General features: G+C 65.7%; 21 protein-coding genes. 12 read left to right on the top strand and 9 right to left on the bottom strand.

From position 1 onward, the window contains the following. Positions 1 to 38 precede the first annotated feature (38 nt). The gene (locus I4484_RS03815; RefSeq protein ID WP_197449697.1) at positions 39 to 2,009 is read left to right on the top strand and encodes a tripartite tricarboxylate transporter permease; all 1,971 of its coding nucleotides are present in this window, start codon (positions 39 to 41) and stop codon (positions 2,007 to 2,009) included. 62 nt (positions 2,010 to 2,071) lie between these two features. Here I4484_RS03815 and I4484_RS03810 read toward each other — a convergent pair whose 3' ends face one another. After that, complete coding sequence (locus I4484_RS03810; protein WP_234283605.1) at positions 2,072 to 3,226, bottom strand: MFS transporter; 1,155 nt, start codon at positions 3,224 to 3,226, stop codon at positions 2,072 to 2,074. A 67-nt stretch (positions 3,227 to 3,293) separates the two neighbouring features. Here I4484_RS03810 and I4484_RS03805 point away from each other — a divergent pair, with 67 nt between their 5' ends. Beyond that, positions 3,294 to 3,848 (top strand): Lrp/AsnC family transcriptional regulator, encoded by a 555-nt coding sequence (locus tag I4484_RS03805; RefSeq protein WP_197449696.1) that lies wholly within the window; start codon positions 3,294 to 3,296, stop codon positions 3,846 to 3,848. On the opposite strand, the gene ada is transcribed toward I4484_RS03805, so the two are convergent. Next, on the bottom strand, positions 3,743 to 4,918 hold the full coding sequence (gene ada, locus I4484_RS03800) for a bifunctional DNA-binding transcriptional regulator/O6-methylguanine-DNA methyltransferase Ada (protein ID WP_197449695.1): 1,176 nt from the start codon (positions 4,916 to 4,918) through the stop codon (positions 3,743 to 3,745). The genes I4484_RS03805 and ada overlap by 106 nt on opposite strands. A 301-nt stretch (positions 4,919 to 5,219) precedes the next feature. Here ada and I4484_RS03795 point away from each other — a divergent pair, with 301 nt between their 5' ends. Further along, positions 5,220 to 5,639 (top strand): VOC family protein, encoded by a 420-nt coding sequence (locus I4484_RS03795; protein WP_197449694.1) that lies wholly within the window; start codon positions 5,220 to 5,222, stop codon positions 5,637 to 5,639. Here the strand turns inward: I4484_RS03795 and I4484_RS03790 are convergent. Further along, positions 5,615 to 6,334 (bottom strand): helix-turn-helix transcriptional regulator, encoded by a 720-nt coding sequence (locus tag I4484_RS03790; RefSeq protein WP_197449693.1) that lies wholly within the window; start codon positions 6,332 to 6,334, stop codon positions 5,615 to 5,617. The genes I4484_RS03795 and I4484_RS03790 overlap by 25 nt on opposite strands. An 88-nt stretch (positions 6,335 to 6,422) precedes the next feature. Between I4484_RS03790 and I4484_RS03785 the strand changes: the two genes are divergently transcribed. The 5 genes from I4484_RS03785 to sigJ all read left to right on the top strand — a co-directional run bounded on the left by I4484_RS03785 (position 6,423) and on the right by sigJ (position 9,940). Beyond that, on the top strand, positions 6,423 to 7,619 hold the full coding sequence (locus I4484_RS03785; protein WP_197449692.1) for a cytochrome P450: 1,197 nt from the start codon (positions 6,423 to 6,425) through the stop codon (positions 7,617 to 7,619). 13 nt (positions 7,620 to 7,632) lie between these two features. Then, the gene (locus I4484_RS03780) at positions 7,633 to 7,983 is read left to right on the top strand and encodes an antibiotic biosynthesis monooxygenase (RefSeq protein ID WP_197449691.1); all 351 of its coding nucleotides are present in this window, start codon (positions 7,633 to 7,635) and stop codon (positions 7,981 to 7,983) included. A gap of 189 nt (positions 7,984 to 8,172) precedes the next feature. After that, positions 8,173 to 8,610, top strand: coding sequence for a VOC family protein (locus I4484_RS03775; protein WP_197449690.1), 438 nt, complete (start codon positions 8,173 to 8,175; stop codon positions 8,608 to 8,610). Between the two features lie 125 nt (positions 8,611 to 8,735). Then, a complete protein-coding gene (locus tag I4484_RS03770) occupies positions 8,736 to 9,068 on the top strand; it encodes a putative quinol monooxygenase (RefSeq protein ID WP_197449689.1) in 333 nt (110 codons plus the stop codon). Next, a complete protein-coding gene (gene sigJ / locus I4484_RS03765) occupies positions 9,068 to 9,940 on the top strand; it encodes an RNA polymerase sigma factor SigJ (RefSeq protein ID WP_197449688.1) in 873 nt (290 codons plus the stop codon). The genes I4484_RS03770 and sigJ overlap by 1 nt, the downstream gene beginning before the upstream one ends. Here sigJ and gcvA read toward each other — a convergent pair. Then, positions 9,935 to 10,855 carry a transcriptional regulator GcvA gene (gcvA, locus tag I4484_RS03760; protein ID WP_197449687.1) on the bottom strand — a complete coding sequence of 307 codons (921 nt, stop codon included), beginning with the start codon at positions 10,853 to 10,855 and terminating at the stop codon, positions 9,935 to 9,937. The two genes, sigJ and gcvA, sit on opposite strands and share 6 nt — an antisense overlap. A gap of 140 nt (positions 10,856 to 10,995) precedes the next feature. On the opposite strand from gcvA, the gene I4484_RS03755 reads away from it, so the two are divergent. Further along, positions 10,996 to 11,715, top strand: a complete 720-nt coding sequence (locus tag I4484_RS03755; RefSeq protein ID WP_197449686.1) for an FMN-dependent NADH-azoreductase — start codon at positions 10,996 to 10,998, stop codon at positions 11,713 to 11,715. A gap of 54 nt (positions 11,716 to 11,769) precedes the next feature. Here I4484_RS03755 and arsH read toward each other — a convergent pair whose 3' ends face one another. The 4 genes from arsH to I4484_RS03735 are packed head-to-tail and all read right to left on the bottom strand — an operon-like array spanning position 11,770 to position 15,070. Further along, positions 11,770 to 12,516: an arsenical resistance protein ArsH gene (arsH, locus tag I4484_RS03750; RefSeq protein WP_197449685.1), complete on the bottom strand. Its 747-nt coding sequence runs from the start codon at positions 12,514 to 12,516 to the stop codon at positions 11,770 to 11,772. Beyond that, on the bottom strand, positions 12,513 to 13,679 hold the full coding sequence (locus I4484_RS03745) for an MFS transporter (RefSeq protein WP_197449684.1): 1,167 nt from the start codon (positions 13,677 to 13,679) through the stop codon (positions 12,513 to 12,515). The genes arsH and I4484_RS03745 overlap by 4 nt, the downstream gene beginning before the upstream one ends. Before the next feature lie 49 nt (positions 13,680 to 13,728). Next, positions 13,729 to 14,148 carry a PadR family transcriptional regulator gene (locus I4484_RS03740; RefSeq protein ID WP_197449683.1) on the bottom strand — a complete coding sequence of 140 codons (420 nt, stop codon included), beginning with the start codon at positions 14,146 to 14,148 and terminating at the stop codon, positions 13,729 to 13,731. A gap of 31 nt (positions 14,149 to 14,179) precedes the next feature. Beyond that, positions 14,180 to 15,070, bottom strand: a complete 891-nt coding sequence (locus I4484_RS03735; protein WP_197449682.1) for a helix-turn-helix transcriptional regulator — start codon at positions 15,068 to 15,070, stop codon at positions 14,180 to 14,182. 165 nt (positions 15,071 to 15,235) lie between these two features. On the opposite strand from I4484_RS03735, the gene I4484_RS03730 reads away from it, so the two are divergent. Both I4484_RS03730 and I4484_RS03725 read left to right on the top strand, forming a co-directional pair. Then, the gene (locus I4484_RS03730) at positions 15,236 to 16,534 is read left to right on the top strand and encodes an NAD(P)/FAD-dependent oxidoreductase (RefSeq protein WP_197449681.1); all 1,299 of its coding nucleotides are present in this window, start codon (positions 15,236 to 15,238) and stop codon (positions 16,532 to 16,534) included. 73 nt (positions 16,535 to 16,607) lie between these two features. Continuing rightward, the gene (locus I4484_RS03725) at positions 16,608 to 17,075 is read left to right on the top strand and encodes a carboxymuconolactone decarboxylase family protein (protein WP_197449680.1); all 468 of its coding nucleotides are present in this window, start codon (positions 16,608 to 16,610) and stop codon (positions 17,073 to 17,075) included. Here I4484_RS03725 and I4484_RS03720 read toward each other — a convergent pair. After that, positions 17,072 to 17,911 (bottom strand): PhzF family phenazine biosynthesis protein, encoded by an 840-nt coding sequence (locus I4484_RS03720; protein WP_197449679.1) that lies wholly within the window; start codon positions 17,909 to 17,911, stop codon positions 17,072 to 17,074. The two genes, I4484_RS03725 and I4484_RS03720, sit on opposite strands and share 4 nt — an antisense overlap. 254 nt (positions 17,912 to 18,165) lie before the next feature. Between I4484_RS03720 and I4484_RS03715 the strand changes: the two genes are divergently transcribed. Next, on the top strand, positions 18,166 to 19,662 hold the full coding sequence (locus I4484_RS03715) for an SLC13 family permease (protein WP_254799124.1): 1,497 nt from the start codon (positions 18,166 to 18,168) through the stop codon (positions 19,660 to 19,662). Positions 19,663 to 19,667: the final 5 nt, after the last annotated feature.

Genomic DNA, 19,667 nt, shown 5'->3' with positions numbered 1-19,667 from the left:
GCCCGGGCTCACTCATCGAATAACACGAGAGCCACTCCATGTTCGATATCCTTCTCTCCAGCCTGGAGCAGCTGTTCACCCTGCACCACCTGCTCTACATGGTCGTCGGCGTGCTGGTCGGTCTGGTGGTCGGGATCATTCCCGGTCTCGGCGGCATCGCGGGAATGGCGTTGCTGCTGCCCTTCCTCTATGGCATGGAACCGAGCGTCGCCCTCGGCATGCTGATGGGCCTGGTCGCTGTGATCCCCACCGGCGATACCTTCGCCTCGGTGCTGCTGGGCATTCCCGGCTCCAGCGCCTCCCAGGCCACCGTCATCGACGGCTTCTCCCTGGCCAAGCGCGGCCAGGCCGCACGGGCCCTGTCCAGTGCCTTCCTCGCCTCGATGATCGGCGGCCTGATCGGCGCCGCCGTGCTGACGGGGTTCATTCTCATCGCCCGGCCGGTGGTGCTGTCGTTCTCCTCCTCCGAGCTTTTCATGCTGACCCTGCTCGGGCTGTCGATGGTGGCGGTACTCTCCGGACGCGACCTGCTCAAGGGACTCGCTGCCTGCGGCCTGGGTCTGCTGGTCGGCACCATCGGCATGGCGCCCGCCACCGGGGAGTTCCGTCTCAATTTCGAGATCGACTATCTCTACGACGGCATACCGCTGGTGGTCATCGGCCTGGGCATCTTCGCGCTGCCCGAGATTATCGATCTGCTGGTCAAGCGCGGCGCCATCGCCGGAGAGCCCGCTCGGCTCGGCAAGGGCTGGCGGCAGGGCATCCAGGATGTCGGCAAGAATCGTGGACTCGTGGCGCGCTGCGCGGGCATCGGTAGTCTGCTGGGCACGATCCCCGGCCTCGCCGGCTCGGTGGTGGACTGGATGACCTATGGCCATGCCGTGCAGAGCGCCAAGGACAAGTCCCAGTTTGGCCAGGGCGACATCCGCGGCGTCATCGCACCGGAATCCGCCAACAATGCCTGCGCCTGTGGCGCCATGGTGCCCACCCTGCTGTTCGGCGTGCCCGGTTCGGGCACCGCTGCCGTCTTCCTCGGCGGCCTGCTGCTGCTAGGCCTGCAGCCCGGCGTCAGCATGATCGAGACCAATCTCGACCTGACCTATACCATCATCTGGTCGCTGGCCCTGGCCAACATCATCGGTGCGGCGCTCTGCCTGGGCCTGGCCCGCCCGGTCGCCAGCCTGACCCGCGTGCCCTTCGTCATCCTGGCGCCCCTGATCACGGTGTTGATCATGTTCGCGGCCTTCCAGGCCACACGCTCCCCGGGAGACCTCCTGGCCCTCGGTGCGACCGGGGTCCTCGGCGTGCTGTTCAAGCAGGCCGGCTGGTCACGTCCCGCTTTCCTGATCGGCTTCGTGCTGGCTCCTGGTGCTGAAACCTACTTCTATCAGGCCGTGCAGTTCCAGGGTAGCGCTGCCTTCATGCGCCCGGGTGTACTGATCATCGGCGCCATGATCCTCGCCGCCCTGTTGTTGCCCATGTTTCGGCAGCTGTGGCGCAAGCTCCGGTCGACCGATACCGAGCAAGCGCCTGCGGCTGGTGCCGGAGCCGCCCCTGCGGCTGGCAGCAGGCCTATCAGAATTGGTGGCATCGACCTGGTGATCTTTGCCGCTCTGCTGGGCATGGCCATCTTTGGCTGGTTCCACCTTGCCGTTCTCAGCCTGCTCGGTGGCCTCATGCCCCGCCTGGCGCTGGCGATCATGGGCATCGCCTGTCTGCTGGAGATCGTGCGCAGCCTGGTCCGTAAGCCAATCTGGCAACACCAGCCTCTGCTTCAGCAAGCCGTCTGGTTGTCAGGTTTCTTCGCCCTGGTTGGCGCGATCCTGATGTTCGGCCTCATTACCACCGCAACGCTGTTCTGTTTGACCTTCCTGATGTTCATCGCACGTCTCAAGCCCTGGGTGACCCTCACCATGGCTGCCGGAGTGACGGTCTTTCTGGTCAGCATGGCGAAGCTACTGACCCTGACCTACCCGAGTGGACTGGTCGATCCCTTGCTGTTCGGCTGAAAGGTCTGCCCACGAACGAACCGCCGCTCCAAGAGCGCCGGTTCGTTCTTTGTCCTCCAACGCTACTCCAATGCCGCCTGTTTCCTGCGCCACTGCCCCAGCGCCCAGCCCAGGGCCGGCAGCACCAGCATTGCCGAGGCCCAGGCGCAGGCGGCAAAGCCGAAGTGAGTGAAGAGCGGCCGATAGAGCAGCGCGCCGGCAAACACGCACAAATACGTGATGGCGCTATACAGCCCCATGATGGCACCCCGCTGCGCCGGATCGATCTCGGCAAGCTGGCGCATTAGCAGGTTCAAGCCGAGATGATTGGCCACGCCCCAGGCAAGACAGAGCCCCAGCAGTACCGGCGGAAGTGCGGCAGCCGCCATCAAGCCCAGGTAGACGAGCATCAGGCCGGCAAAGGTCACACAAGCGGCAGCAGTGGCGCCGTAGCGGTCGACCAGCCGACCCAACGGCGCGGCGGCGCCAAAGCCCAGTCCATAGACGGCGATGGCCAGCCCCGCGAAGGATGCGGGGAGTTGCAGCACCTCACCCAGGTACGGGCCAAGATAGGTGTACAAGCCGTAGAACGCCGTCATGTAGGCCGCGACGTTCAGCAATACCGAGTGAATGCCGGGAATACGCAGGGCCTTCAGGGTGGAGCTCGGCGCCTCACCGACCGTTCTCGCCCCCCAATCGTGGCAGCGAGAAACCCCCAGTGCCAACCCGATGGCAGCCAGTGCCAATAGAGAGAAGACGGCACGCCAGTGCAGCAGGTCGGCCAATAGCGCCGCCAGGCCGACGCCGACCACCAGACTCAGCGTCCATCCCGTCAGCACGAAGCTCAAGGTCTGGCTCTCGCGCCCCTTTTCGGCCACCTGAGCGGTGAGGGTATAGATCGCCGGCAACGCCACGCCCGCCGCCAGGCCGGCCAGCGCCTGGGCAGCAACCAGCGTCCACAGTGCCGGCGAGAGCGCAGCGACGCCCAGGGAAGCCGACAGCCCGAGCAGCGCTCGCACCAAGGCACGCTCGGCACCGATGCGATCGCTCAGCGACGCCAGCAGCAGCGCACTGCATGCCGTGGCCAGGCCATAGAGGGCCGCGGCCGTTACCACGTCGGCGGCGCTGCGCCCCGGAAAGGATGTCGCCACCGTGGCGGCAATGGGGCTCAGCGCCAGCGAGTTGGCACCGATCACGGCGATGGCGGAGGTCAGGAGTAACAGACGGCGACTGATCACGGCTAGCTCCAGATGAAATTCGACACTAGTATTGAAGAAAGGAATCTCATTCGGAGCAATTGCAGAAATGCCTAACCTTGAAAATACAGAAGCCGTTCGGGACAAGGGCCAGGAGCCCCGCCCCCTGGACGCCTTCGACCGGAAAATATTAGGTGAGCTGGCCGTGGATGCCGGGCTTAGCTATGCCGAGCTGGGTCATCGCGCCGGCCTTTCGGCGCCGGCGGTGCATGAACGGGTGAAGCGGCTGCGCGCGTCGGGTCGCATCCGCAGCACGGTGTCGGTACTGGATGGCCCCGCCACCGGCAAGCCGTTTCTCGCCTTCGTGCATGTCGACTCCACGGGATGGGGCAAGACCAAGGAACTGCTGGCGATCTCGGCGCTGCCTGAGGTCGAGGAGATTCATTCGGTCGCTGGCGACGCCTGCATGCTGCTCAAGGTACGTTGCGCCAGCAGTCGCGCGCTGGAGGGACTGCTTGCCCGACTCTATGCCCTGCCGTGCGTGAAAGCCACGCGCAGCTATGTGGTGCTATCGACCTTTCTCGAGCGCACTCCGCAGGCGGGGATCACCTCGGCACTGGAGGAGGCTCCGCTCGTGGCGCCACCCGGGGACGTGTCGGGCTGAACCGACTCCCGCCCGAGCAGCGTGCGTTTTCTCTCCACGCCCCAGCGATACCCGGAAAGCGCCCCATCGCTGCGTACGACCCGATGGCAGGGAATGGCAAGCGCAACGGGGTTGGAGGCGCAGGCCCTGGCCACGGCACGCACCGACTTGGGAGAACCGATACGTTCCGCCAACTCTGCATAGCTGATCGTGGTGCCCACGGGAATCTCGGTCAGCGCCTGCCAGACCCGTTGCTGAAAGGCAGTGCCACGAATGTCCAGCGGCAGCGAAAGCCCAAGGCCCGGCGCTTCGACGAAACCCACCACTTGGGCCACCCAGGCATCGAAATCCTTCCCTCCGGGAATGAGGGTGGCATTGGCGAAACGATCCTGGAACTCCTGCAGCAGTTGCTCCGGATCGCTGCCCAGGGAAATGGCGCAGATGCCCTTCTCGCTGCTCGCCACTAGTATGGTGCCCAATGAGCACTCCCCCAGGGCGAAGCGGATCTCCATGTCTTTCCCTCCTGAACGGTAACGCTTGGGCGTCATGCCGAGCATGCGATCGGTACCGGCATAGAAGCGTCCGCTGGAGTTGAAGCCCGCCTCGTACATCGCCTCGGTGACCGTTTCGCAACTGGCGAGTTCTTCGCGTACGCGCTCCGCCCGCCGGGCGACGGCGTAGGCCCTGGGCGTGAGGCCAGTGACCGACTTGAACACACGGTGAAAATGGAAGCGGCTCAACCCCGCGGCCTGTGCCAGTACGTCGAGAGAAGGCAGATCCTCGGCGGCTTCGATGAGCCGACACGCGCGGGCGACGCTCTCGGCATGATGCTGAGCCAACGAGACATCCTGAGGGCGGCAGCGCTGGCAAGGCCGGTAGCCGGCTCGCTCCGCCACCGTCGCATCGGCATGGAATTCGGCGTTCTCGCGGCGTGGCCGGCGCGACGGGCAGGTGGGACGGCAATAGATGCCGGTGGTACGCACCGCGTAGACGAAAGCGCCATCCGCCGACGTGTCGCGGGCCAGCACCGCCGTCCATTTCGCCTCATCGGAATCGAAGGGAGCAAGTGAGTCGCTGGTTGTCTCGATCATGGCGGACCTCCACGGTGGGCTCAGCGTTTTCCGTGAGTTCAGGATGAGCCCGGTAGCCGCCTGGCACACTCCGTCTCTTGCTTTCAAAACAGGCCCGACGCTTCGAAGCATTTCCGCAACATTCGCAGCATAGCACCGTCAGCGCATCAGGATTGTTGGCGGCAATAAGCGGAGTGAGGGCTTATCCTCAAACGCACTGCTACCCTGTCAGGCACAGCCACCGCCCCGGTAAGCACTTACTCACTGGGTAGGGCTTAATCCTTGGCTGCCAGTTCGACCTGGCACGTTGGGAGGAGAGAGCATGGATTTTCTCGTCAACCTGGACGTCGACGACCTGGAGCGTGGAATCGACTTCTACGTTCACGCCTTTGGCCTCGAGGTCGGCCGCCGTTTCGGCGATGACGGTGCCGAACTGATCGGCGGCCCGGCGCCGATCTACCTGCTGGCCAAGGCCACCGGCTCAGCGGCCTATGCCGCAGGAGAGCCCGTGCCCGGCGCGCAGCGCCACTACACGCGTCACTGGACGCCGGTACATCTGGACGTGGTGGTGGAGGATATCGAGGCTGCAGTGGAGCGCGCCATCGCCGCCGGCGCCACCCAGGAGCAGCCCATCGTCACCGATCGCTGGGGCAAGCTGGCGCTGATGGCCGACCCTTTCGGCCACGGTTTTTGTTTCGTGCAATTCCTCAACAGAGGTTACGACGAGATCGCGACCGCTTGATCAGTCGGCGACGCATCGATCACGAACCCGAACTCACTCGTCAGCGCCCGATGTCCCAGCTCGCTGATGCTCACCACCCGCGAGTGCTTCTGCCGGCCGATCCAGCCCAGTTCCAGCATGCGCTCGGTCATGGCGGCCCCCAACGCACCACCAAGATGATCGCGCCGCTCGCTCCAGTCGAGGCAGGGGTAGGCGAAACGTCGACGGCGCTTGCGCAGAGTAGCGACATCGATACCGAAGTCGGCAAACCAGGCCTTGCCTCGCTCCGTCACGTCCATGGCCTCGCCATTTTTGACCAAGTACTCCCTTTCGAGCAGTACTGCCGTCAGCCGTGTGCCCAACTCCCCGGCCAGGTGGTCGTAGCAGAATCGCGCAGCCCCCAGCGCGCCGGCCGGTCGCCTGCAGGGCGGCACCACTCTCATCGGTTTGGCCACCACCATCAGCGCCTCGACGGCATGCGCCACTTCAGCCGACGCCAGCCGGTAGTACTTGTGCCGCCCTTGGGTCGTCGACTCGATCAGGCTATCGCACTGCAGTCGCTTGAGATGCTCAGTCGCCGTGCCCGGCTGCACGCCGCAGCCGTAGGCCAGCTCCTTGGCGGTCAATGCCCGCCCTTCCATCAGCAAGGCGAGCATACCCATGCGGGTCGGGTCGCCAATGGTGCGGGCTAGGCGTGACAGATCCGGCTCAACCATCGTTAGCTCTCCACCTAACTGTTTCTGTCTGACAAGCATAGGCCAACGCAGCACAATCGAGCGATCAGACAACGGCTCGGAGCCACCCATGACTACGCCAGACAACCCACTGACGGCCGTCACGCATCATGACCCTTACTCCTATTACGCCAAACTGGTGAAGAAGCATCCGCTCTATTGGGACAGCGGGCTCAACATGTGGATCGCCTCGTCCGCCAAGTCTGTTGCCGCCGTGCTGGAACATCACGGCTGTCGCGTGCGCCCAGCCAACGAGCCGGTGCCAACGGCACTGCAGGGCACGCCGGCGGGTAAACTCTTCGGCAGTCTGGTCAGGATGACCGATGGCGAGTCGCACTGCCCGCTCAAGCAGGTCGTTACGACGACGCTCGCCACGCTCGAAGAGGACCACATAGCAGACCAGAGCAGGGGCTGCGCGTCCTATCTGCTCGAGGAAATCGCTCCGCTCGAGCCCGCTGGCCTGACAGAGTTCACCCTGCGCCTGCCCGCATACAGCGTCGCGGCCCTGCTTGGCTTCTCGTCCGACCAGTGGCCGGCGCTGGCGCGCTGGACAGGAGATTTGGCGCGCTGCATCGCACCTGGCACCACAATTACCCAGATGGAGAGGGGCCAGCACGCCGCACGCGAACTGCAAGCCATGACAGCACGGCTCCTCGAGACCCATTCTGCGGCATCGCCCAGTCTCCTGACGCAGCTCACTGCCCAGGCCAGAGCGCGAGGCATCGACAGCGCAGTGATCGCGGCCAACGTCATCGGCTTCCTGCTACAGGCCCATGACGCCACAGCGGGGCTGATCGGCAATACGCTGATGGCGCTGGGACGCGAGCCGCATCTTCATCATCGAGTCCGCGAAGAGCCAACGCTGCTGCCTGCCGTGCTGCGGGAGGTGCTGCGCCACGACGCACCGATTCAGAACACGCGACGCTTTGTCGCTTACGACGAAATCATCGCCGGCGAGTCGATGCAAGCAGGCGACACGATCCTGGTGTTGCTTGCTGCGGCCAACCGCGATTCAGCCCGTCATGTCGACCCCGAGCGATTCGATCCGGCCCGCCAGTCGCAGCACTGCTTTACCTTTGGCCTGGGGCGCCACGCATGCCCCGGTGAAACGCTTGCCCTGGCCATCGCCGAGGCGGGTGTAGCAGAGCTGCTGCGCTCGGGTGTCTCGCTCGAGGCGCTGGCCGGCGAGGTGATGTATCGCGAATCGCTCAATGCCCGCATCCCGCTGTTTCGCTCGTCCCATGTAACGTTATCCTCAACTGCCTGAATCAGGAGCCGTCATGATCGCCGTTATCTTCGAAGTCATCCCCAAGTCCGGCCGCCGAGACCACTACCTCGATATCGCCGCCAGCCTGCGTCCGTTGCTCGATGAGATCGACGGATTCATCTCCATCGAACGCTTCGAGAGCCTCACCCAACCGGGCAAGATCCTCTCGCTCTCCTTCTGGCGCGATGAGCAGGCCGTCGCCCAGTGGCGCCAGCTCGAGCGCCACCGCACGGCCCAGACACAGGGCCGCGAAGTGGTCTTCGACGACTATCGCCTGCGCGTGGCTACGGTGCTGCGCGACTACGGCATGCACGAACGCGACCAGGCGCCGGCCGATAGCCGCGAGCGTCATGACAGGGCCTGACGGCTAGAAATGACAGCGCCCCGGTAAGCCCTTACTTACCGGGTAGCTGCGCTCATTCTTGAGCTAGGACCAGCAGGCCGCCCGCCTCCAACGTCTGGCAGAAAGAAAATGATCGGTGCGTGTCGAAATCGTCTACGTTGAATCGACGAAGGGAGTATCACCAACAAATAACTCTCCTGGAGACCCACCATGCAGCTTTCCACCTACCTGATCTTCAACGACAACTGTCGCGAAGCCTTCGAGTTCTACCAGCGCTGCTTCGACGCCAAGCTCGAGGCTATGGCGACCTATGCCGAAATGCCTGCCAGCGAAGGCATGGAGATACCCGAAGAAGCCGGCAATCTTGTCATGCATGCACGACTGCGTATTGGCGACCAGTTGTTGATGGCGTCGGACAACTCCCCCTGCAGCCCTGCGCCCTACGAAGGCATCAAGGGGGCGAGCATTGCGATCGGCGTCGACTCCGTGCAGGAGGCCGAACGCCTCTTCAATGCGCTGGCCGACAACGGCACCGTGCAGATGCCGCTAGAGGAGACCTTCTGGGCGCACCGCTTCGGCATGCTGGTGGATCGGTTCGGCGTTGCCTGGATGATCAACTACGAGAAGGAACAGCAGGCCGCCGCCTAAGGCCGCTCCATCCGCAGCAAGAGGAAGCGATGGATTAGCCTGCCCTGTCACAAGTCCCGCTCCTGAATCGTCATGACAGTGACGGCCACTCGGCCTTCATCTCTCGACCGATTCAGGAGCGACACATGAGCCAGAGCACGCTTTTCATCAAGCACAAGGTACTCCCCGGCAAGCGCGAAGAGGTACGGCGCGTGTGGGAGACTCACCTGATGCCGAGCATCCAGGAGCGCCAGGTCCACGACGCCTACTTCTATTGCTACGATGATGGCGATCCCAACACGATCCGTGTCTTCCAGCGCTACGCCGATGGTGCGGATGCACAGGCCTTCATGCAGGGGCCGGCATACGAAGCCTATGTCGCCGCGGTAACGCCCCTGCTGGCTCATCCGCCCGAGATTCATGCTGCCACCGTGGCCTGGGCCAAGGACAAGGCGGCTCCGGTTTCCGAGACAGCCTGATGCCTTCCGCCGATTTGCTTCACTTCGAAGAGGCCCGCCCCATGCTGCTGGGGCTGGCCTATCGCATTCTCGGCTCGCGCGCCGACGCCGAGGATGCGGTGCAGGACACCTTTCTCAAGTGGCAGGCAGCGGATCGTGAGGCTATCGATACGCCCCACGCCTGGCTGACCACGGCCTGCACGCGACGCTGCCTCGATCTGCTGGGCAGCGCCCACCGGGCTCGGGTCGAGTACGTCGGCGCCTGGCTGCCCGAGCCCATCCCGACCGCTGCCGTATCCGATGCGGAACGCAGCATGCAGCTGGCCGACTCTCTATCCACCGCCTTCCTGCTGCTGCTGGAACGCCTCTCGCCCAAGGAGCGGGCGGCCTATCTGCTGCACGAGATCTTCGACACGCCCTACACCGAGATCGCCGCCATGCTCGAGATCAAGGAGCCGGCCTGCCGCAAGCTGGTATCCCGGGCACGAAGCAACCTCCAAACCGCCGAGGAACGGCACACCCCACCGCGGGAACGCCAGCAGGCACTGCTGGAGGCCTTCCGGCTCGCCATCACCGAAGGCGCCACGGCACGGCTCGCGAATCTGCTCTCGGCCGATATTCGCCTGAGTGCCGACGGCGGCGGCAAGGTGCCCACCCTGCTCGAACCGCTGCTCGGCCAGACAGCGGTACTCGGCTTCCTGGCCAGCCGCCTGAGCCAGTACTGGGCCGACTATGAATGGCGCGAGGCCGACATCAACGGGGGCTGCGGCTTCATGATGCGCAGAGAGGGAAATGTCGTCGCGACGGTGACCTTCGGCTACGACCGCTCAGGCCAGGCGACGGATATCTTCATCGTGCGCAATCCCGACAAGCTGGCGCGGCTGACGTCATGACTGGCGCTCGACTATCGCACGGCAGCCGCTCTCTCTGGCTTGGGTATCCAGCAACCCGATGATCCACTCGCGCACGGCGGCGATGGCCGGCTCCTCGAGCCGCTCAGGCGGGTAGACGAGCTGGAAGGGAGCGGCCTTAACCTCGGGGCCGAATGGCTGTACCAGGCGCCCTTGGCGCAGCTCCTCCTCGATCAGGTGCCGGCTCATCAGGGCTATGCCCTGACCGTCCAGGGCGGCGGTGATGCCATGGGTCTCGTCGGAGAACATCAGCCCGGCGCTGACGTCGAGCCCCGGCACCTGGACCTGGCGCTGCCAGGCCGCCCAGTCCAGCGGTGCGGGCGAAGAGAAATGCAGCAGCGTGTGATGCACCAGTTCAGCCGGTTCACGCAGCTTCAGCATGGGGCTGCAGACGGGCACGAAGACATTGTCGAACAGCTTCTCCGCGACGAGCCCGGGCCAGGGGCCCTCGCCATAGCGAATCGCCATGTCGGCAACGACGCCGTCCAGGGCAACTGCTTGGTGGGAAACCTGAATGCTCAGGTCGATCTGCGGGTGGGCGTCGCGCAGCAGGCAGACCCAGGGCAACAGCCAGCGTGAGGCGACGGCCGGCGTGGTCGAGAGCGTCACCGCCTGTCGCGACGGCGGCCGGCGAAGCTTGGTCACCGTCTCGGCGATGGCATCGAAGGAGCCGCTCAGCACCGTGAGCAGCGACTGGCCCTGAGTCGTCAGCACCAGCTGCCGCGGCCGCCGCACGAACAGGGCCACGCCCAGGCTCTCCTCGAGCTGGCGAATCTGGTGGCTGATCGCCGTCGGCGTGACCGAGAGTTCCTCGGCGGCGCGCTTGGCACTGAGGTGGCGCGCCGCCGCCTCGAAGGCGCGCAAGGCGGAAAGCGAAGGGAGTCGTCGCGGCATCATGGCTGAGTTTTATTTTCCGATATCGAAAAAGAATCGTCGTTTGTCGCCCTACCTGGCTTCAGGCTTATATGAAACGAGCCACAAGCAAGGCTGAGAACAATTCATCCAATAGATCCTACACCCAGCGAAGGAGAAAGCCCATGACGCGCCTACTTCACCTCGATGCCAGCCCACGCCCCGGCCGTGCCGGCAGCCAAGACCACGGCTCGCATACCCGCCGGCTGACCCATCACTTCGTTTCCCGCTGGCGCACTCTGGAGCCGGATGCCGAGGTCGTCTATCGCGACATCGGCGCCAACCCGCCTCCATTGACCAGCGTCGAGTGGATCGAGGCGGAATTCACACCAGCTGAGCAAAGGACAGAGGCAATGAAAGCCGTGCTTGCCGAAAGCGATGCCTTGGTCGACGAAGTCGTACGGGCCGACATCCTGGTGCTTGGTGCTCCCCTGTACAACTTTGGTCCTCCGGCCGCGTTCAAGGCCTGGATCGACAATATCGTCCGCATCAGCCGTACGGTCGATTTCGACATGCAATACGGAGCCCACCCCTACGTCCCGCTGGAACACTACGTGCCCCTACTGGCCGACCGCCCTAGACATGCGGTGCTGCTCTCATCGCGGGGTGGGTTCGGCTTCGACCCACAAGGTCTTTTGGCAGCTTTCAACCACCTTGAGCCGGGCGCACGCACCGCTCTGCAGTTCATCGGCATCGGCGGCTTTCACAGCATTGCTATCGAGCACCAGGAGGAAGGCGGCGAGGCGCTGGCGGCCTCGACCGAAAGCGCCCTGGTGCGCATCGACCGGCTGGTCGAGAAATTGCACAGTGAAGTTACGGCCAAGCGCCAGCTACAGCCGGCCTGAGGGCCTCAATGGCCGAACACCGGGGCGCCTAGCGCCCCGTTATGCATGTCACCGCTATGAGGCCTGGCTGACCGCCGCCTTGTCGGTTACCGGGTCGGCCTTGGCGCCGGCCGCTTCGCGGCGCTCCGAGTAGCGGTCCACCAGCGTTTCGGCGTGGGGGCGCAGTAACAGAGTGAAGCGCACGAGCTCCTCCATCACGTCGACGATGCGATCGTAGAGCGGCGAGGGTCGCATGCGCCCGGCTTCGTCGAACTCCTGGTACGCCTTGGGCACGCTCGACTGGTTGGGGATGGTGAACATGCGCATCCAGCGCCCCAACAGGCGCAGGGTATTCACCGCGTTGAACGACTGCGAGCCGCCGCTGATCTGCATCACCGCCAGGGTGCGCCCCTGGGTGGGCCGCACCGCCCCCATGCTCAGCGGCAGGTGGTCGATCTGGGTCTTCATTACGCCAGTGATCTGGCCGTGGCGTTCGGGGCTGCACCACACCTGTCCCTCCGACCATATGGCCAGCTCGCGCAGTTCGCGCACCGCAGGGTGGTCGTCGCCCGGCACCTGGTCCGGCAGCGGCAGATCGGAAGGATCGAAGATCCGCGTCTCGGCGCCGAAATGGCGCAGCAACCGCGCGGCCTCCTCCACCGCCAGACGCGAATAGGAGCGCTCACGCAGCGAGCCGTAGAGCAGCAGGATGCGCGGCGGATGGCCCAGCGGATCGGGCAGGCCCTGGCCGGGCTGCCGCAGAGCGAAGCGCTCGTCGAGGGCCGGCAGAACATCGGGGTCGTTGAGCGTGCGAAGCCTCATGTCGCCTCCTTCAGGGCGTGGGTTTGCAGGACGAGCAGCGCCACCAGGGCGGCCAGCCCCAGGGCAGATGAAAACAGCAGCGCCTGGGTGCCGAAGCGCTCGATCAGCAGGGCGAAGGCCAGCGGCGCCAGCGCCTGGCCGAAGCGTGCCGGCACCATCAGCACCCCTTGGCGCAGGCCATAGCCGTGGGGGCCGAAAATGGCCAGGGGCAGCGTACCCTTGGCGATGGTGAGAATGCCGTTGCCGGCGCCGTGCAGCAGCACGAACAGCGTGGCGAGCGGCGCCCCCAGCGTCATCACGCCGAGCGCGCCAATGGGATGCGCCACCACCGCCAGCTTGGCCGAAAGCAAGGGATGAAAGCGCTGCAGCAGCGAGAATTCGAGCAGGCGCGCCGCCACTTGGGCCGGTCCCACCAGCGCCGCGGCGGCAATGGCGGCGGCGGGCGAGAGGCCGGCGATCTGCAGCAGCCACGGCAGGTGCGCCGCCATGGCGGTACTGACGAACCAGGTCACGGCGAAGACGAAAGCCAGCAGCGCCATGGGCAGCCAGGTCGAGTTCGCCTCTTCGTCCGTTGCCGTCTCGCCACGCGGCGCGGGTGGCTGGATGCCAAAAGGAATCAACAGGCGGTTGAGCGGCAGGCCTAGCAACAAGTGTATGGCCGCCCAGGTGAAGCAGGCGTTCTGCCAGCCGAATTCGGCGTTGAGCCAGCCGGTGATCGGCCAGCACACGGTGCTGGCAAAGCCCGCCAGTAGCGTGATGCCGGTGATGGGGCCACGCGCCTCGCGTCCGTAGAGCCCCGCCAGGGTCGAGAAGGCCGATTCGTACAGCCCCATGCCCATGCCGACGCCGATCACCAGCCATCCCGCCCACAGCAGCTTGGCTCCATCCGCCAGACCCAGCAGCACCAGGCCCAGGGCGAACACCAGGCTCGAGGCCGCCAGCACATCGCGCCCACCGAAGCGGTCGATGCGCCGCCCCACCGCCGGCCCCAGCACGGCCGATACCACCAGCGCCGAGGAGAAGGCCGCGAATACCGTACCCGTGGCAAGGCCGAGGTCTCGCGCCATGGGCACGGCGAGGATGGCCGGAAGATAGTAGGTCGAGCCCCAGGCAAGCGTTTGGGAAATGCCCAGGGCGACGACCACACCGGTACGCGAGCTCACCGCCTACCTCGATCATCGAGGTATATGGGCCTGAGAAAACGCGCCGCGCTCATGCTTCCCGCTCCTCCCGTTTCGCTGCCCCAGCGGCCATGCGACGGCTCTCGACGATGCAGTCCGTGGCCTCCAGCCAGGCGTCCACCGCCACCTGAAAGGCATCCCGCCCCTTCTCCGTAAGCGCGTAGACTTTGCGCGAGCGCCCCTGCACCACCTCGTTCGTCGCGGAGAGATAGCCCCCCGCTTCGAACTCGTTGAGCACCGGATAGACCGTGCCCTCCGAGGGGCTGCAGCAGCCGTTGGTGCTCTTCTCCACCGCTTGCACCACCTCGTAGCCGTGCATCGGCTTGCGGTGCAGTACGCTGAGCACGAAGAACTTCGACAGCGACATCTTGATCGTGCCGCGCCAGTAGGAAGGGTCGCTGTAGTCGGGAATCCGGCGGCCGGTGGCCGCTTCGGGTTTCGCTTTGGTCATGGTGGAAACCTATACCTCGATGATCGAGGCGTCAAGCGCGACCGTACCCTCGCCGTCTGACATGCTCGCGGTACCCGCCCGGTGTCAGGCCGGTCACGGCCTTGAAGTCGTGGATGAAGTGGGCCTGGTCGAAGTAGCCGGCGGCGAAGGCGGTATCGGTCAGCGAGATTGTCGCCCCACCCTGCTTGATCAGCTTGCGACTGTGGGCGACACGCAGCAGACGGGCGTAGCGTTTGGGCGAAAGCCCAACATGTTGTTGGAACAGCCGCTCCAGGCGGCGCTGGCCGAACGGCAGCTCCCCCACCAGCGCGGCGATACTGGCCTGGCCCTGGCGGCGTTGCAGCCAGGCAAGCGATGCCATCAGGGCCGACACTTCCGGCGCGCCGTGTCGCTGCAATCCCTCAGTAAGATAATTCTCCAGCAGCGCGATACGCCCCGCCAGAGCAGGTGTCTCAAGCAGCCGCTCGTACAGCGCCTCGAGTTCGAGCCGGTGCAGGGAATCGGCAGGCGTCAGCTCCCCGCCGGCCAGGGCCGATAGGGACTCGCCAAGGAAGGGAAATGCCATGCCCGGCAGGAAGCGAACGCCCAGCAGGTCGAGCGCGCCACCTACCGCCAGCCTGGCCGTGCGCCGCTTGGGGCCGTCGATCCAGCAAGCGCCGTATACCCGCTCGCCGTCGCGCTCGAGCGCAGCGCCGAAGTTGAACAGCAACCCCGCGGCGCCATCCGGATGCAGGTGCTCCACGCTTGCCGGCCCGCCGACGTTGACTCCACGGGCCCGCCAGTAGCACTGCACGTAGGGGCGCAGCGCCGCGCCGGGCGCGAAGCACTCGAACGACAGGCCGGAAGTCAGCGCCGGCGCAACAGGCCGGAAATCTCCAATCCCGGTGCGGTCAGCCAGGTCAGGCTGAAGGACTGCATCCACGTTCGCCCCCTCTCAGTGGAAGGCAGGGCCGCCCTGGGCGGCCCCTTCGGAGCGTACCGAGCCAGCAGGTAGATAAGCAAAAAGTCCAACTCTGCTCATCGTCCAGTTGTAGAGTAGGGGGACCATTTTCCCATTACCTCATCTTTCATCCTAGTGGAGCACTCAATGGACAGAACGCGAATCGTGGTCGTCGGCGGCGGCGCCGGCGGGCTGGAGCTGGTCACGCGCCTCGGCCGGCGCCTGGGGCGGCGCGGCAGGGCCGACATCACTCTGATTGATCGCAACTCGACCCATATCTGGAAGCCGCTGCTGCACGAGGTCGCCACCGGGGCGCTCGACTCCAGCATCGACGAGATCTCCTACCAGAGCCACGCCCAGCTGAACGGCTATCGCTTCCAGCGCGGCACGCTCGAAGGGCTCGACCGCGACACCCGCCAGCTACGTCTGGCCCCGGTGCTCGACGACTACGGCGAGGAAGTGCTGCCTGCCCGCACCCTGGACTACGATCTGCTGGTATTGGCGCTCGGCAGCGTGAGTAACGACTTCGGCACCCCCGGCGTCGCCGAGCACTGCCACTTCCTCGACAGCCCGGCCCAGGCGGAAGCCTTCCGCCACGACATGCTCAATACCTTCCTGCGCTACAGCGACCCCGAGCGGCGGCATCACCCGCGCCTGACCGTGGGTATCGTCGGCGCCGGCGCCACCGGCGTGGAGCTGGCCGCGGAGCTCTACGACGCCTCGCGCATGCTGCACAGCTACGGTTTCACCGAGATGGACAGCCGCCACCTCGAGGTCCACCTGATCGAGGCCGCACCGGACGTGTTGCCGGCCCTGCCCGAACGCATTCGCAGCGCTGTGCGCACCGAACTGGAACGCCTCGGCGTGCAGGTACACACCGACACGCGGGTGGTATGCGTGGAGCAGAACGCCATCGTCACCGCCGACGAAGCGCGCATCGAAACGGACCTCAACGTCTGGGCCGCCGGGATCAAGGCGCCCGACATGCTGCGCGGCCTGGGCCTGACGCTGGAGCGCAACCAGCGCATCAAGGTCGAGCCGACGCTGCAAAGCGTCGACGACCCCAACATCTTCGTCTTCGGTGACTGTGCCAGCTGCCCGCAGCCGGACGGCTCCGTGGTACCGCCGCGGGCCCAGGCCGCTCACCAGCAGGCCCAGCGGCTCTACAAGAACCTGCTCGCCCGGCTCGATAACGGCCCGCTCAAGCCGTTCCGCTATCGCGATCGTGGCTCGCTCATCTCGCTGGCCCACTTCGAGGCGATCGGCAGCCTGATGCGTGGCGCCTCGGCGCGCAGCCTGTTCATCGAGGGGCGCCTGGCCAAGTTCTTCTATGCCTCGCTCTACCGCATGCACCAGCGCGCCATCCATGGCACGGCCAAGACCGCGCTGATCCTGCTCTCGGACGGACTCAACCGCTTCATCCGTCCGCGCATGAAGCTGCACTGAGGTCGAAAATCTACAATCGAGGCGATAACCGCCACGCTAGGGTGGGGCTTCCAACCCTTACGGAGCCTCACCCATGCGCATGAACTACTACGCCGCCAGCCCCGCCGGCCTCAAGGCCATGCTCGGCCTGCAGCACCACGTTCACCAGGCAGCGGAAGCGGGTGAACTTGGCGACGGCCTGCTGGCGCTGGTCTACACCCGCGTGTCGCAGATCAACGGCTGCGCCTACTGCATCGACATGCATACCAAGGACGCCCGCCAGGCCGGCGAAACCGAGCAGCGACTGTACGGCCTGAGCGCCTGGCGCGAAACGCCCTTCTATTCCCCGCGCGAACGCGCTGCCCTGGCCTGGGCCGAGGCCAATACCCTGATCGCCGGCAACGGCATCGACGAGGCCCTGTACGCGGCCACCCGCGAGCACTTCTCCGCGAAGGGCCTGGCCGACCTCACCCTGGCGATCTGCACCATCAATGCCTGGAACCGCCTGTCGATCAGCTTCGGCGCAGAGGCCGGGAGCTACCAGGCCGGCGATCACGATTAGGCTTCGAGCGACACCGCCTGTCCGGTCACGACGATGCCGCCCGAGAGGGGAATGTCCACCTGCAGACGGCTGGGCCGCCCCATCGCTTCGCCTTGCAGGATCGTCAACTGGGCGGGCGCCTGGAGCAGGCCCGCATCGCGCAGGTAGCCACCCAGCGCCGCGGCCGCCGCGCCGGTGGCGGGGTCCTCCACCACGCCGCCCACCGGGAACGGATCGCGGGCATGGAAGCGCGCTTCGCTCTCGCGCCACACCAGTTGCAGCGTGGTCAGGCCCTCGCGCAGCATCAGCGCCTTGAGCCGCTCGAAATCGTATTCGAGCCGCGCGAGGCGCTGCTCTGTCTTGCACGCCAGCACCAGGTGCCAGGCCCCGGCGTAGGCCCGCACAGGCGGGATCTCGAGGTCGAGCTCCTCGGCCTGCCAGCCGAGCAGTTCACGCACCTCCTCGACCAGCGCCGGCTCGGCGGGGCGGAATTCCGGCGTGACCGACACCAGCGAGGCCTGCCACTCCCCTTCCACCTGGTTGACGGTGACCATCACCTCGCCCACCGCCGTCTCCAGCAGGTAAGTACCCGCCCCGCTCAGCTGTCCCATCTGCACGCCGCTGGCCACCGTGGCATGGCCGCAAAAGCTGACTTCCGCTTGGGGGCTGTAGTAACGCACAATGCGCCGCTCGCCCTCGGCCGGGGCAATGAAGGCAGTTTCGGAATAGCCCACCTCGGCGGCGATCCGCTGCATCTCCGCCGGGTCGGGCAGCGCCTCGCCAAGCCACACCCCGGCGGGGTTGCCGCCGCTGGGATCATCGGTAAACGCCGCCAGGCGAAAGAGAGTGCCGCTCATGGGAAGCTCCTGGTGTGAAGGGGTTCTTCCCATCTTGGGGCGAACCGGGGGGAACACAATGGCCCACCGCGACCTGTTCAGGCCGTGTCCTGTACTCTTGGCTACGCTCCAGGAAGGGAGCTGTATTAGTGAAATAAAGGAGACTTAGCATGGCGGATCAACGTCGACCAACCGATGAGAATGGGGACACGTCCAATGAGAGGGAATCCGGGGGACGATCGGCCAGGCTGACATGGGGGTTGCGCGCCTTCGGGTTGCTCCTGGCACTGATCGTCTGGATCGCCATGGGCAATGCCGAAGGGCTCTCTTCCGATGCACGCTGGGTCGCGACGATCGCCACCCTGATGGCGGTCTGGTGGATGACGGAAGCGATCCCCCTCTCGGCCACCGCCCTGCTGCCGATCGTGCTGATCCCGATGCTGACGGAGCGGACCGTCGCCCAGGCCACGGCGCCCTACGCCAGCCCCATCGTGTTTCTCTTCCTCGGCGGCTTCCTGATTGCCATCGCCATGGAGAAGTGGAACCTGCACCGCCGCATCGCCCTTTTGACGCTGGCCCGGGTCGGGGTCTCGCCGCACCGGATCGTGCTCGGCATGATGCTCGCCACGGGGTTTCTGTCGATGTGGGTTTCGAATACCGCCACGACGCTGATGATGCTGCCGATCGGGCTCTCCGTGCTGGCCCTGGTCGCGGAGCGCAGCGGTGAATCGACCGAGACGGCCGCCGCCGGCCACGACCATCACCGCGCCGGCCACGTCGACTTCATCCAGGACGTGAACATCAAGCGCTTTGGCACCTGCCTGCTGCTGGCGATCGCCTGGTCGGCCAGCATGGGCGGCCTCGGCACCCTGCTCGGCAGCCCACCGAACGCTATCGTCGCCGGCTATGCGGCCTACGAGCTGGGCCGCAGCATCGGCTTTCTCGACTGGATGATGCTCGGCGTGCCGCTGGCCTTCACCTTCATCCTGGTGGGCTGGGTGCTGATGACACGGGTGCTCTACCGCTTCAGCGTTGCGGAGATTCCCGGCGGAAAGGAGATGATCGAGGGGGAAATCCGCAAGCTCGGCGCGCTCAGCCAGGGCGAGAAGATGGTGATGCTCGTCTTCGGCTCGGCGGCATTCCTGTGGGTCGTACCCGGCGTTCTCGGCAACATCCCCGGGGTGGGTCAGTGGCTGGGGCCGCTGGGCAATCTCGATGACACCGCCATCGCCATCGCCGCCGGCATTGTCCTGTTCCTGCTGCCCGCGAGAGGCCGCAGCCAGATGGTGCTGAGCTGGCAGGATGCCGAGGACGGGCTGCCCTGGGGGGTACTGCTGCTGTTTGGCGGCGGCCTGAGCCTCGCCGGCGCCGTCGCGGGCACCGGCCTGGACAGCTGGTTCGGTCAGCAGATCACCGGGCTCGAGGTGCTGCCGATCCTGCTGCTGGTGGCCGCCGTAGCCACCATCGTGCTCTTCCTCACGGAAGTGACCAGCAACACGGCCACGGCCGCGACCTTCATCCCCGTGCTCGGGGGCGTGGCGGTGGGCATCGGCGCCGACTCGATGACGCTGCTGATCCCGGCCGCCTTCGCCGCGACCTGCGCCTTCATGCTGCCGGTCGGCACGCCACCCAACGCCATCGTGTTCGGCACCGGGGCGGTCACTATCGCCCAGATGGCGCGGGGCGGGGTCGTTCTCAACCTGATCGGGATCGTATTGATCACCACCTTCTGCTATCTGCTCGGCGGCTTTGCGCTGGGGCTGCAGTTCTGATCATG

The sequence above is a fragment of the Halomonas sp. SS10-MC5 genome (assembly GCF_015992245.1).
GTDB lineage: Bacteria > Pseudomonadota > Gammaproteobacteria > Pseudomonadales > Halomonadaceae > Halomonas > Halomonas sulfidoxydans.
The sequence above is the reverse complement of the archived record's forward strand: the minus strand, read 5'-3'. Positions and strand labels throughout refer to the sequence as shown.

Coding starts and splice junctions, on each gene's coding strand:
- I4484_RS03725 (WP_197449680.1), top strand. CDS start 16,608: ATGCGCATGAACTACTACGCCGCCAGCCCCGCCGGCCTCAAGGCCATG.
- I4484_RS03720 (WP_197449679.1), bottom strand. CDS start 17,911: ATGAGCGGCACTCTCTTTCGCCTGGCGGCGTTTACCGATGATCCCAGC.
- I4484_RS03770 (WP_197449689.1), top strand. CDS start 8,736: ATGAGCCAGAGCACGCTTTTCATCAAGCACAAGGTACTCCCCGGCAAG.
- sigJ (WP_197449688.1), top strand. CDS start 9,068: ATGCCTTCCGCCGATTTGCTTCACTTCGAAGAGGCCCGCCCCATGCTG.
- ada (WP_197449695.1), bottom strand. CDS start 4,918: ATGATCGAGACAACCAGCGACTCACTTGCTCCCTTCGATTCCGATGAG.
- I4484_RS03775 (WP_197449690.1), top strand. CDS start 8,173: ATGCAGCTTTCCACCTACCTGATCTTCAACGACAACTGTCGCGAAGCC.
- I4484_RS03795 (WP_197449694.1), top strand. CDS start 5,220: ATGGATTTTCTCGTCAACCTGGACGTCGACGACCTGGAGCGTGGAATC.
- I4484_RS03780 (WP_197449691.1), top strand. CDS start 7,633: ATGATCGCCGTTATCTTCGAAGTCATCCCCAAGTCCGGCCGCCGAGAC.
- I4484_RS03805 (WP_197449696.1), top strand. CDS start 3,294: ATGCCTAACCTTGAAAATACAGAAGCCGTTCGGGACAAGGGCCAGGAG.
- I4484_RS03730 (WP_197449681.1), top strand. CDS start 15,236: ATGGACAGAACGCGAATCGTGGTCGTCGGCGGCGGCGCCGGCGGGCTG.
- I4484_RS03740 (WP_197449683.1), bottom strand. CDS start 14,148: ATGACCAAAGCGAAACCCGAAGCGGCCACCGGCCGCCGGATTCCCGAC.
- arsH (WP_197449685.1), bottom strand. CDS start 12,516: ATGAGGCTTCGCACGCTCAACGACCCCGATGTTCTGCCGGCCCTCGAC.
- I4484_RS03815 (WP_197449697.1), top strand. CDS start 39: ATGTTCGATATCCTTCTCTCCAGCCTGGAGCAGCTGTTCACCCTGCAC.
- I4484_RS03785 (WP_197449692.1), top strand. CDS start 6,423: ATGACTACGCCAGACAACCCACTGACGGCCGTCACGCATCATGACCCT.
- I4484_RS03755 (WP_197449686.1), top strand. CDS start 10,996: ATGACGCGCCTACTTCACCTCGATGCCAGCCCACGCCCCGGCCGTGCC.
- I4484_RS03790 (WP_197449693.1), bottom strand. CDS start 6,334: ATGGTTGAGCCGGATCTGTCACGCCTAGCCCGCACCATTGGCGACCCG.
- gcvA (WP_197449687.1), bottom strand. CDS start 10,855: ATGATGCCGCGACGACTCCCTTCGCTTTCCGCCTTGCGCGCCTTCGAG.